An 11,838-nucleotide genomic window follows, 5' to 3' on the forward strand; every position below is an offset into this window, starting at 1 on the left:
TTTTTTGAAAAAATCTTATTTTATCCAAGTTTAAAATAACTATAGATATTTTAAAATAAAAAACATCTATCCGAAATAATAACGGATAGATGTTTTTTATTTATCTGGTGTCATGATCATTGGTAGAATCATTGGGTGACGTTCTGTTTGATCAAATAGGAATGGTTGCAAAGCGGCGACCATTGCATTTTTCAATTTTGCTTCGGTACATCCTGTTTCATTCAATGCTTCTCTTAATGCATGGAACAAAATCCGCTGTCCTTCATTGATCATTTCGCCAGATTCACGCATATAGACGAACCCACGAGATAAAATATCTGGACCAGCCAAGATTTCTTTTTTCTCGATATCGACAGTTGCTACAGAAAGCACCAATCCTTCTTCTGAGAGAATTCGGCGATCCCGTAGGACAACATTTCCGATGTCACCAATACCGCTGCCGTCTACATAGACATCACTGGCGTTAAAATGACCAGCTCGTCTCGCACTGTCAGCAGTTAAAGCGAGCATATCACCATTTTCCATGATGAAACAGTTTTCTTCGGGAACACCTGTATCTTGGGCTAAGCCAGTATGGATTTTCAGCATCCGGAATTCCCCATGGATAGGAACAAAATATTTTGGTTTCATCAGGCGCAGCATTAACTTTTGTTCTTGCTGACTACCGTGACCAGAAGTATGGATATTGTTGACCTTGCCATGGATCACTTCAGCACCTGCTTCAGAAAGCAGATTGATCAAATGATTAACACTAGTCGTATTTCCAGGAATCGGTGAACTTGAGAAAATGACGGTATCATCTGGTTGAATTTGGATTTGACGGTGTGTACCATTGGCGATGCGTGAAAGAGCCGCCATTGGTTCACCTTGTGATCCAGTACATAAAATCATCAATTCGTTTGCTGGCAAATGGTTGATTTCATGTGCATCCACGAAAGTTCCATCAGGAACAGTGATATAGCCTAATTTTTGACCATTAACAATCGCATTTTCCATACTGCGTCCGAAGACGGCAATTTTTCGTCCAGTTGCGACCGCAGCTGAAGCGGCTTGCTGCAAACGGGAAATATTAGACGCAAAGGTAGCGAATATGATTCTTCCTTCGACTTTTTCCACGATCCGCAAGATTGACTGGCCGATTGTTTGTTCAGATTTCGTAAACGTTGGGACTTCTGCGTTGGTACTATCAGAAAGCAAGCACAATACGCCTTCTTCACCCAGCTTAGCCATCCGATGCAAGTTCGCGGGTTGACCAACTGGTGTAAAGTCGAATTTAAAGTCCCCTGTTTCCACAATATTTCCGGAAGGTGTCTTAACGACAACCCCTAATGGATCAGGAATACTGTGGGTGGTACGGAAAAAGCTGACAGATGTCTTGCGGAAACGAATCACTGAATCTTCGTCGATCTCGTGTAATTCGGCATCACGCAATAATCCGTGCTCATCCAATTTGTTTTTAATCAAAGCTAAAGCTAATGCACCAGCATAGATTGGGATATTCGCTTGTTTCAATAGGTAGGGTACGCCGCCGATATGATCTTCGTGTCCGTGTGTAATTACTAGCGCCTTAACCTTATTGATATTTTGGACAACATAACTAAAATCAGGAATGACATAATCAATTCCTAGCAAATCATCTTCAGGAAATTTTATTCCAGCATCAATGATGATGATTTCGTCTTGAAATTGAACCCCATACATATTTTTTCCGATTTCGCCCAATCCACCAATGGCAAAGACACCAGTTTCATTGTTTTTTAGCGAGAGTTTCATATTAGAACTCCATTAACTTGAAGTCAGCATTTTCTTTTTCATATTCTAAATGATTGCCTTCTAAAAGTTGAATATATTCCACGTTATATGGGGTATTTTCGCGTAATAAGTTGTGAACCATTTCCTCATTGTCTGCTTCCACATACAATGATTGTGTTTGCTCCCGTTTTGGGTTTCGTTCTTTGGTTTCTTGATAATAAACTTTGTAAATCATGAATCTATCTCCTTTATTTGCTTTATAGCAATTTTTTCCACGACAAAATGAGGGGCGGCTGCCACCTATTTTTTTATGCTCAACGTTTTAGCGTGTACTAAAGCGTTAAGAAGAAGCCTCGTCTTTGCTTCTTGCTTGAAAAAACAATTTCACCGTTCATTGGGTTGTTCTTACAACAATTACCTGTAGTTTATCACAGAATAAATAAGAAGTATAGAAACTAGGAAGGGAAATGAGGATTACTTAGAAATTTTCAGAAAGTATAAAAAGTAAAAATAAAAAAACAATTTTCCAAGCAGGCAGAAGTATTTTTTTTATGCTATATTGGAGTCATTACGGTATAGAAAGAGGCGAGAAAAAATGAAGTTAATGTTGCGCTATACCTTGCGTTACAAAAAGCTATTGTTATTTGATTTTATCAGTGTTTTTGGATTTATTTTGATCGAGTTAGGGTTGCCGACGATTTTGGCAATGATGATCGATAAGGGGATTGGGAATAACGATTTTAATTATATACAGAAGATGGGGATCTTAATGATTGCGATCACTGTGGTTGGAATCATCATGAGTATTTCGTTGCGTTACTTCAGTTCTCAAATCACTTCTAGAATGGTCGCAGCAATTCGCGATGATCTTTTTGAAAAAATCCAAAGTTTCTCTCATTCAGAATATGAGCAGATTGGTGTTCCTTCATTGATTACACGGACCACAAATGATGCCTATCAAATTATGTTATTCATGCAGAATATTTTAACGACAGGCTTTATGACGCCGATGATGTTTGGAATGAGCTTGTATTTAATTGTGCGAACGAGTCCAGGCTTAGGCATGTATGTGTTGTTGGCGCTGCCGATATTATTACTAGCGGTTATTCTGATCGCAAAATACTCGGAACCATTGTCAACAAAGCAACAAAAGAACCTAGATAATATTAACGGTATTCTTCGGGAAAACCTTTCAGGCTTGCGTGTGATTCGGGCGTTTGTTAATGAAAAGTTTGAAGAGATGCGTTTTCGTTTAGTAAATGATGCCTATACAAATAGCTCAAAAAGTCTGTTTCACTTAATGGCAGTCGCTCAACCAGGTTTTTTCTTCCTATTTAATATTGTGATGGTTTTGATCATCTGGAATGGAACAGTGCAAATCAGTGATGGTTCTCTGGAAGTCGGCACGCTGATCGCATTTATCGAATATATTTTTCATGCATTGTTCTCATTTATGTTATTTGCGACGGTTTTCATGATGTATCCACGGGCAAATGTTTCGGCTGAACGGATTCAAGAAGTTTTTGATATGGAACCAATCATCAAAGACAATCCTAAAAAATCGGCAGTACCGACAGAAACAGGTTCAGTGGAATTTCGTAATGTGACCTTTGCCTATCCGGGTCACTCGGAAAGTCCGGTGATTCGCAATGTCAGCTTTACGGCAAAATCAGGCGAGACGGTCGCCTTCATAGGAAGTACCGGTTCAGGAAAATCAACGTTGATCCAATTAATTCCGCGTTTTTACGACGTAACGGAGGGTCAGGTGCTGGTTGACGGACAGGATGTTCGCGATTACCAACTGAAAGATTTACGAAAAAAAATTGGTTATATCCCACAAAAAGCACAGCTGTTTACTGGAACAATTGAAGAAAATTTGCGCTATGGGAAAAAAGATGCCACGCAGGCTGAAATGGAGCAAGCGGTTGAAATTGCCCAAGCGACAGAATTTATCTCACAAAAACCAAAGGGGTACCAAGAAGAATTAGCAGAAGGCGGCAGTAATTTCTCCGGCGGACAAAAGCAACGTTTAGCGATTGCTCGTGCAGTGATTCGTCGTCCTGAAATTTACATCTTTGATGACAGCTTTTCTGCGCTGGATTATCAAACAGATGCCAAGCTTCGGGCGCGCTTGAAGAAGGAAACGACGAATTCGGCAGTTTTGATTGTTGCCCAACGTGTTGGCACAATTATGCACGCGGACAAAATCATTGTATTGAATGAAGGAAACGTTGTGGGTATTGGCACACATCGAGAACTATTAGAGGAATGTCCGATTTATTATGATATTGCTGCCTCACAATTATCGAAGGAGGAATTAGCATGAGAAAAAGCATTTCTTCTTTAAAACGATTGATGCATTATATCAATCCATACAAAGGAACATTCATATTTGTACTCTTTCTTGCAGTTGCGACGCTGGTCTTAGGTACGTGGATGCCCTACTTAACAGGGTTGCCAACAACAGAGGTTAGCAAGAATATCGCACAGGGTGAAGCCATCAATTTTGATTATGTCTTTAAGTGGTTGATAGTGATTGTCATTGTAGGGATTCTTTATTGTGTAACCCAATTAGGGACTGGCTGGTTAATGGCGAATGTCGTGCAATCAGCGATGCGAGATTTACGAGAAGATATCGAAGCAAAGATTAATCGCTTACCAGTTTCTTATTTTGACCGCAATCAGCAGGGGAATATTTTATCGCGGGTAACCAACGATGTGGATGCAGTCAGCAATGCCATGCAGCAGGCAATCATCAAATCAATTAACGCCGTTTTAGGAATTCTACTGGCTGTTGCGATGATGTTCTATATCAATCCTTTGATGGCATTGATTTCGATGATTATGATCCCTTTATCGCTGGTTATCACTCGAAAAATCGTTCAGATTTCTCAAAAGGATTTTCAAGGCATGCAGAATTCACTGGGAGAATTGAATGGATTCGTACAAGAAAATATGACGGGCTTTAGCGTCTTGAAGCTGTATGGACGCGAACAAGAAACGTTGGAGGGCTTTAGTGAAGTGAACCATGAGCTTCGCCGCTTTGGTTTCCGTGCGTCCTTTGTGTCCAGCTTGATGCAGCCGCTGGTTCAATTGACAGCTTATGCCACGTATATAGCGATGGCAATTCTAGGTAGCTGGAATGTCATTCATGGGGTCATTTTGGTCGGTCAGCTGCAAGCCTTTATTCAATATATTTGGCAGGTCAGTCAGCCGATGGGAGAAATCACACAGTTGTCTTCGATGATTCAAAGTGCTTCGGCCTCAGCTAAACGAGTGTTTGAAATCTTAGATGAACCAGAAGAAGTGTTGAACGAAAATGATTTACCATTGCCGGAACCAGTACAAGGAAATGTGGTTTTTGACCATGTTCAATTCAGCTATGATCCGAAGAAACCACTAATCGAGGATTTGAGCTTTGAGGTCAAGGCAGGAGAAACAGTGGCGATCGTCGGACCTACGGGTGCAGGTAAAACAACCTTGATCAACTTGCTGATGCGCTTTTATGATATCAATAGCGGAAGAATTTTGATTGATGGTGTGAACACACAGGAAATGAATCGTTCAGATGTTCGATCGTTATTCGGAATGGTACTGCAGGATGCTTGGTTATACGAGGGAACGATTGGAGACAATATTCGTTTCGGGCGTTTAGAGGCGACGGATTATGAAGTCGTTGACGCAGCGAAAACGGCTAATGTTGATCACTTCATTCGGACGATGCCTGGCGGTTATGAGATGACGATCAATTCTGAGGGAGACAATGTTTCTCTGGGGCAAAAGCAATTGTTGACAATTGCCCGTGCCATCATCTCTGATCCGAAAATCTTGATTTTGGATGAGGCGACTAGTTCTGTCGATACTCGTCTAGAAGGCTTGATTCAAAAAGCGATGGATCGTGTGATGGAGGGGCGCACAAGCTTTGTGATTGCCCATCGCCTATCAACGATTCGCGATGCGGATCATATCTTAGTGATGAAAAATGGTCAGATCATTGAACATGGTACTCACAATGAATTATTAGCACAAGGCGGATTTTATGAACAGCTTTATAATAGTCAGTTTATGGAAGAAGCAGAATAAAGGATTAGAGGCGGCACTTACTAGTGTTGCCTTTTTTAGACTATAAAGAAAGTATAAAATGTTCATATGAATAAATCGCTTTACAGTAGGTATATCCATGCCCAGCTTCACGAATTAGCTTTTCTTATAGCCTGTCCTAGGTGCGTAAGCTGAATAAAAAGGGCGAGACACTGTTTAGTAATGACATTAGTGATGAAAAATAATGATATCTTATTAAGACAAGCTCTTAAGGAAGAGAGACTCGATAAATGCTATACTTATGGTCAAGAGTTTAGAGAACAGGTTTTTAAAATAGTAGATTTTAGTGAGGTAAAGAAGATGACAAATTTTATCGCGGATAGTGCGGATGTCTATGGTGAAGTCGCATTGGGTGAAGGTTCAACGATTTGGTTTCAAAGTGTGTTAAGAGGCGACAGCAACACAATCTCGATCGGGAAAATGACAAATATTCAAGATGGCACGATTGTTCACGTAGATCACGATGCGCCAACAGAGGTGGGAGATTATGTGACGATCGGTCATGCCTGTATTATTCATGGTTGCACCATCCATTCAGGTGCGTTGATCGGAATGGGAGCAACTATTTTGAATCATGCGGAGATCGGAGAAAATAGCTTAATTGGTGCCGGTTCGTTAGTGACGGAGGGCACGGTCATTCCTGCCAACTCGTTAGCTTTTGGTTCTCCAGCTCGTGTGATTCGTCCATTGACACCGGAGGAAATTGAAAAAAATCGGGGGAACGCTCAACATTATTATGAGTTGGGACAAGCGTATTTAAAAAAGGACATTCCTCGTATTCAAGCAAAGGGAGCGGCAGATGAAGGAGACTAGTTTTTTATTGTTACAGGCTCAGTTAAGAGAATTGTTCCCAGCAGATGGTTTAAATCAATTGGCAATATATGAAGATCAAGCAGAACACTTTTTAATTTTTTCTAATCGTGGATTACACGTGTTGGAAGAAGATGAATTAACCAAAGCACCGAAAAATGTTTATTACACGAGTGACAGCTTGAAACCATTTTCGATTCGCCAACAAGCGGGAATATTTGAGTTGATCATAGAAACAGCGGGTGGGCGAAGCTTTATCTTAGCTTTTCCAGATCAAGCGGATGCGCATCAAGCAATGCAAACTCTCATTGAACTTTTAGCTTAAAGACAAGTTAGTGTGCTTTTTTTCTGATTCCCAGTATAATCTTACTAAAAGGAAGTGATAGAAAATGGACGGAAGTAAATTTAATCAAGAGCCAGTAAGTGAAGAAGAATTAGTGGCCCAAGGTTATCGCAAATATCATGGTGAGGGCATTGATATTTACTACAATAAGGATATTTGTGCGCATATTGGAAACTGTGTGAGAGGAAATCCAGAAATTTTTGAGGTGGGTCGCAGACCATGGATTATCCCCGATAATGGTAGCGTTGAAAATGCCAGCTATGTCGTTGATACATGTCCAAGCGGCGCCTTGAAATATATCATCAAAAAATAAATAAACTTTAACGAACAGGAGAATCATAATGGAAATCAGAGAAGAAAAAGAACGATTTGTTTTATTGAATGATGCACAAGAAGAAGCAGGAGAAATGACTTGGTCAAATGCAGGTCCTGAGATTATGATTATTGATCACACGTTTGTTGATCCTACCTATCGAGGTCAAGGTCTAGCAGAAAAATTAGTTGCTGCCGGTGTAGAAAAAGCACGCACCGAAGGGAAAAAAATCATTCCCCTTTGCCCGTTTGCGAAAAAAGAATTTGAAGAAAAATCAGAATATGCAGATGTTTTAAGAAAATAAGTTTGGGACTTCCCTAGTCAAACGACGTCAATTGTGCTAAAGTAAAAATGAGGTAGTTTGGAATAAGGAGGGTCATCTTTTGTATAATTTTATTTTGGGTGTTATCTTAGTTTTGTCAGTGATCATTGTCATTACGATCATGATGCAACCTAGCAAACAAAATAGTGCTGCGAGTGCTTTTACTGGTGGCGCGGATCAATTATTCGGAAAGCAAAAAGCACGCGGCTTTGAGGCTGTGATGCAACGATCAACCGCTGTTTTAGGTGCGGTTTGGATGATTTTGCTCTTCGTATTAATGTTTTTATCAAGCAAGTAAAGCCGGCCTCTCACTTGAGAGGTCTTTTTTATTTTGTATTTACTCTAAATCAAGTACACTTGAAGAGAAGCTAGAAAAACAGTTGCAAATTGGTTCCTCTGCACCGTTACTTAAATGTAGAAAGTGCTGTTTTGTTAGAAAAAATACAAACTGCAAATGAACGATTGTTTTCGTTTTTACAATTACCTAAGTATAAGATAGGAGTGATTACTCATGGCACAAGTCCCAGAATCGTTGTTTTTACCTCACGGAAAACGAGCGGTCTTATTATTACATGCCTATTCAGGTAGTCCCAATGACGTACGGATGCTTGCCCGCTTTTTAGAAAAATTAGATTATACAATTTATGCGCCGCTCTTTACTGGACATGGCACATCTGATCCGCTGGATATTTTACAAGAGCATTCAGAACAGTGGTGGCAAGACAGTCTGAAAGCAGTAGATTTTCTACAAGCAAAGGGATTTCATGAAATGGCGGTGTTGGGTCTTTCAATGGGCGGGACTTTAGCCACTCGCTTATTAAGCGAACTGCCCGATCGTTTTGTCGGGGGTGGTTTTTTCTGTTCACCGATTGCTCCGGTTAAAACCAACGTAACGGAAAACTTCCTATTATATGCGAAACAAGTGTTAGAGCGAAGTGGTGCAGAGGCATCAGAAGAAAAAATTGAAAGCTATCGTCCGTTAGTCGAACAGCAGTTAGCATCAATCGAGAAACAAGCCCAGACTGCCTATGAAAATCTGACACAAATCAAGCGTCCATTTTTTATGGCACAGGCAGGACAAGATGAAATGATTGAAGCTGATGGCGTTTTTCGAACAGCAGAGCGTTTGCAGCAGACGGCTTTTTCACTAAACTGGTATCCGAAAAGTGGTCATGTGATTACTGTGGGACCTGAAAGAAGACAATTAGAACAAGATGTAGCAGATTTTTTAGCTACTCTTGGCTGGAGAGAAAATAATGGAGAGAAAAACAATTAAAGCAGAAATACTGGCTGGGTTGAAAGCAGCCAACAAAAAAAGTCTTTCAATGGAAGAATTAGCAGAAATTTTAAACATGCGCAAAAGTGAGGATTATAAACTTTTAGTCCAAACAGTTGCGCAATTAGAACGGGAAAAGGCCGTAGAGTTTAATAAAAAAGGTCGGATTAAACTGCCTTTTCAACCTATCGAAGTAGAAGGCATCTTTCGTCGGAATGAGCGAGGATTTGGTTTTGTCACGATTGATCCTGAAGAGCCGGATATCTTTATTCCAAAAGAGGCGACAAATTTTGCGATGGATGGCGACACCGTCATGATTGATATTCAAAAAACGGCGGATCTTTTTTCTGATCGCGGCGCGGAAGGTCGGGTTGTATCCATCAAGGAACGGAAAATTCAACAAATTGTTGGAGAATTTACCGCGTTTGATGTCGATGAAATTGCGGAATCTGATCTGTTTGGTTACGTGACACCAAAAGATAAGAAAAGTGCTCAGTTTAAGGTCTTTATTACCGCTGAAGGCATTCAACCTGTTGATGGCAGTGTTGTAATCGTTGAAATTACTCACTACCCAGAAAAAGGCTACGCTACTAGTTTGGAAGGCATGATAACAAAAGTAGTCGGTCATAAAAATGATCCGGGCATGGATATTTTATCAATCGTGATTGCTCAGGGAATTCCAACGCAATTTCCAGATGAGGTCCAGACAGCGTCAGAACAAGTTCCTGACACCATTGCGGAATCTGATTTGATCGGTCGTCGGGATTTGCGTGATCAACAAATCGTGACCATCGATGGTGCCGATGCAAAGGATTTGGATGATGCCGTGACCGTTCGAAAACTGGCTAATGGAAACTATTTTTTAGGCGTACATATCGCCGATGTTTCTTATTATGTAACGGAAGACAGTCTATTGGACAAGGAAGCCTTTGAACGTGGAACGAGTGTTTATTTAACCGATCGGGTGATTCCGATGATTCCGCAGCGCTTATCCAATGGGATCTGTTCATTAAATCCACAGGTGCCGCGCTTAACCATGAGTTGTGAGATGGAGATTGATCCAAGTGGAACAATTGTCCAGCATGAGATTTTCCAAAGTGTCATCCAAACTAGTGAACGGATGACGTACTCGGCGGTAAATGATATTTTGGAAAATGAGAATTCAGAAACGATTACGCGTTATCAAGAGTTAGTTCCAATGTTCCATTTAATGAAGGAACTCCATCAAATTCTTGAATCACGCCGGAATCGACGTGGCGCCATCAATTTCGAGGATCGCGAGGCGAAAATTCTTGTGGATTCTGAAGGATGTCCGACAGATATTGAACTCCGTGAACGTGGCGTGGGCGAAAGATTGATCGAGTCCTTTATGTTAGCCGCGAATGAAACAGTCGCTGAACATTTCAGTCGTTTGAAGCTGCCATTTATCTACCGAATTCATGAACAACCTAAAGAGGAAAAAATGCAACGTTTCTTTGATTTTGCTGCGGCGTTAGGTATTTTAGTCAAAGGAACCAAGAACACGATCACTCCGAAAGATTTACAACAGGTGATTCATGAGGTTGAGGACAAACCAGAAGCAGCTGTGATCAACACCATGCTGCTGCGCAGTATGCAGCAAGCACGGTATTCTGAAGATAATTATGGTCATTATGGATTGGCCGCGGAATATTACACACACTTCACATCACCGATTCGTCGCTATCCTGATTTAATCGTTCATCGGTTGATACGCTCCTATAGTAAGGATCAAAGTGAAGCGGCAAAAGAAAAATGGGCGGAAGTATTACCTGATATTGCCGATCATAGTTCGAAAATGGAACGTCGCTCAGTAGAAGCAGAGCGTGAAGTTGACAGCATGAAAAAAGCGGAATACATGGCAGATAAAGTCGGCGAAGAATTTGATGGCATCATTAGCTCGGTCACAAAGTTTGGTATTTTCATTGAATTACCAAATACGGTTGAAGGCATGATTCATTTAAATGAATTAAAGCAAGATTACTTCCACTTTATTGAAAACCAATTAGCATTAGTCGGTGAACGGACTCGCCAAACCTTTAAGATTGGTCAAAAGGTCCGAGTAAAAGTGACGAAATCCAATCCTCAGACAAGAGAGATTGATTTTGAGCTGCTAGAAGCAGAAGAAATCCCTGCTTTGGAGGTACTTGGAAACAATCAACGAAATCAGCGCCGCAAACCAACTGGTGGACGTAAGAATAATCAGCGTTCTGAAAAAACTTACGGCAAAGGTAAAAATCAAGACCGTCAGAAAACTGGCAAAGAGAAGAAAAAGAAAAAAGGCAAGAAGCCTTTTTATAAATCAGTAGCTAAAAAGAAGAAATCAGGTAGAAAGAAGGGATAATATGCCAAAAGGCGAAGGCAAATTAGTGGCGCAAAATAAAAAAGCACGTCATGACTATACGATCATTGATACGATTGAAGCAGGGATCGTTCTACAGGGGACAGAGATCAAATCGATCCGCAACAGCCGAATCAACTTAAAGGATGGCTTTGCTCGAATTAGAAATGGAGAGGCTTTTTTATATAACGTCCATATCAGTCCCTATGAGCAAGGAAATATTTTCAATCATGATCCGGTACGCACGCGGAAATTATTGATGCATAAAAAACAGATCGCTCGTTTAGCCGGTGAAGTGAAAAACACGGGAATAACATTAGTCCCATTGAAAGTCTATTTGAAAGACGGCTATGCGAAAGTGTTAATTGGTGTCGCTAAAGGGAAACATCAATACGATAAACGGGAGACTTTGAAGCGTAAAGATGTGGATCGGCAAATCAGTCGGACGTTAAAAAACTATTCTCGTTAGCAAAATATTCTTTTTCGCATATTTGATGAGAATTTCTTTACTTCGCAATGGATTTTGATACGATTAGTTACAATCTATACTAGCCTTTTTGTG

The 11,838-nt window shown here is 40.6% G+C and carries 12 protein-coding genes; 10 read left to right on the top strand and 2 right to left on the bottom strand.

The features are described from left to right. Positions 1 to 96 precede the first annotated feature (96 nt). Together rnjA and IGI44_RS03690 are read right to left on the bottom strand one after the other, a co-directional pair. Positions 97 to 1,773 (bottom strand): ribonuclease J1, encoded by a 1,677-nt coding sequence (gene rnjA, locus IGI44_RS03685; RefSeq protein WP_438786478.1) that lies wholly within the window; start codon positions 1,771 to 1,773, stop codon positions 97 to 99. Position 1,774: 1 nt separating this feature from the next. Then, entirely contained in the window at positions 1,775 to 1,987 is a 213-nt protein-coding gene (locus IGI44_RS03690; protein WP_216411075.1) for a DNA-directed RNA polymerase subunit epsilon, read from the bottom strand. A 360-nt stretch (positions 1,988 to 2,347) separates the two neighbouring features. On the opposite strand from IGI44_RS03690, the gene IGI44_RS03695 reads away from it, so the two are divergent. From IGI44_RS03695 to smpB, 10 genes are all read left to right on the top strand, one after another. Beyond that, positions 2,348 to 4,078, top strand: a complete 1,731-nt coding sequence (locus IGI44_RS03695; protein ID WP_438786480.1) for an ABC transporter ATP-binding protein — start codon at positions 2,348 to 2,350, stop codon at positions 4,076 to 4,078. Further along, a complete protein-coding gene (locus IGI44_RS03700) occupies positions 4,075 to 5,835 on the top strand; it encodes an ABC transporter ATP-binding protein (RefSeq protein WP_438786482.1) in 1,761 nt (586 codons plus the stop codon). Before IGI44_RS03695 ends, IGI44_RS03700 begins: the two co-directional genes overlap by 4 nt. 318 nt (positions 5,836 to 6,153) lie before the next feature. Next, positions 6,154 to 6,666, top strand: coding sequence for a gamma carbonic anhydrase family protein (locus tag IGI44_RS03705; protein ID WP_438786483.1), 513 nt, complete (start codon positions 6,154 to 6,156; stop codon positions 6,664 to 6,666). After that, on the top strand, positions 6,653 to 6,988 hold the full coding sequence (locus tag IGI44_RS03710; RefSeq protein WP_438786485.1) for a hypothetical protein: 336 nt from the start codon (positions 6,653 to 6,655) through the stop codon (positions 6,986 to 6,988). The genes IGI44_RS03705 and IGI44_RS03710 overlap by 14 nt, the downstream gene beginning before the upstream one ends. Positions 6,989 to 7,052: 64 nt before the next feature. Continuing rightward, positions 7,053 to 7,319: a (4Fe-4S)-binding protein gene (locus IGI44_RS03715; RefSeq protein WP_438786487.1), complete on the top strand. Its 267-nt coding sequence runs from the start codon at positions 7,053 to 7,055 to the stop codon at positions 7,317 to 7,319. A gap of 28 nt (positions 7,320 to 7,347) precedes the next feature. After that, positions 7,348 to 7,623, top strand: coding sequence for a GNAT family N-acetyltransferase (locus IGI44_RS03720; protein ID WP_438786488.1), 276 nt, complete (start codon positions 7,348 to 7,350; stop codon positions 7,621 to 7,623). Between the two features lie 79 nt (positions 7,624 to 7,702). Next, complete coding sequence (gene secG / locus IGI44_RS03725) at positions 7,703 to 7,939, top strand: preprotein translocase subunit SecG (protein ID WP_071857487.1); 237 nt, start codon at positions 7,703 to 7,705, stop codon at positions 7,937 to 7,939. A gap of 213 nt (positions 7,940 to 8,152) precedes the next feature. Further along, positions 8,153 to 8,917: an alpha/beta hydrolase gene (locus tag IGI44_RS03730; protein ID WP_438786490.1), complete on the top strand. Its 765-nt coding sequence runs from the start codon at positions 8,153 to 8,155 to the stop codon at positions 8,915 to 8,917. Beyond that, a complete protein-coding gene (gene rnr / locus IGI44_RS03735) occupies positions 8,898 to 11,279 on the top strand; it encodes a ribonuclease R (protein ID WP_438786491.1) in 2,382 nt (793 codons plus the stop codon). Before IGI44_RS03730 ends, rnr begins: the two co-directional genes overlap by 20 nt. 1 nt (position 11,280) lies before the next feature. Beyond that, on the top strand, positions 11,281 to 11,745 hold the full coding sequence (gene smpB, locus IGI44_RS03740; RefSeq protein WP_067623030.1) for an SsrA-binding protein SmpB: 465 nt from the start codon (positions 11,281 to 11,283) through the stop codon (positions 11,743 to 11,745). The last annotated feature ends 93 nt before the right edge of the window (positions 11,746 to 11,838 follow it).

It is taken from the genome of Enterococcus sp. DIV0756, from assembly GCF_051710745.1.
GTDB lineage: Bacteria > Bacillota > Bacilli > Lactobacillales > Enterococcaceae > Enterococcus_A.

Coding starts and splice junctions, on each gene's coding strand:
- rnjA (WP_438786478.1), bottom strand. CDS start 1,773: ATGAAACTCTCGCTAAAAAACAATGAAACTGGTGTCTTTGCCATTGGT.
- IGI44_RS03690 (WP_216411075.1), bottom strand. CDS start 1,987: ATGATTTACAAAGTTTATTATCAAGAAACCAAAGAACGAAACCCAAAA.
- IGI44_RS03695 (WP_438786480.1), top strand. CDS start 2,348: ATGAAGTTAATGTTGCGCTATACCTTGCGTTACAAAAAGCTATTGTTA.
- IGI44_RS03700 (WP_438786482.1), top strand. CDS start 4,075: ATGAGAAAAAGCATTTCTTCTTTAAAACGATTGATGCATTATATCAAT.
- IGI44_RS03705 (WP_438786483.1), top strand. CDS start 6,154: ATGACAAATTTTATCGCGGATAGTGCGGATGTCTATGGTGAAGTCGCA.
- IGI44_RS03710 (WP_438786485.1), top strand. CDS start 6,653: ATGAAGGAGACTAGTTTTTTATTGTTACAGGCTCAGTTAAGAGAATTG.
- IGI44_RS03715 (WP_438786487.1), top strand. CDS start 7,053: ATGGACGGAAGTAAATTTAATCAAGAGCCAGTAAGTGAAGAAGAATTA.
- IGI44_RS03720 (WP_438786488.1), top strand. CDS start 7,348: ATGGAAATCAGAGAAGAAAAAGAACGATTTGTTTTATTGAATGATGCA.
- IGI44_RS03730 (WP_438786490.1), top strand. CDS start 8,153: ATGGCACAAGTCCCAGAATCGTTGTTTTTACCTCACGGAAAACGAGCG.
- rnr (WP_438786491.1), top strand. CDS start 8,898: ATGGAGAGAAAAACAATTAAAGCAGAAATACTGGCTGGGTTGAAAGCA.
- smpB (WP_067623030.1), top strand. CDS start 11,281: ATGCCAAAAGGCGAAGGCAAATTAGTGGCGCAAAATAAAAAAGCACGT.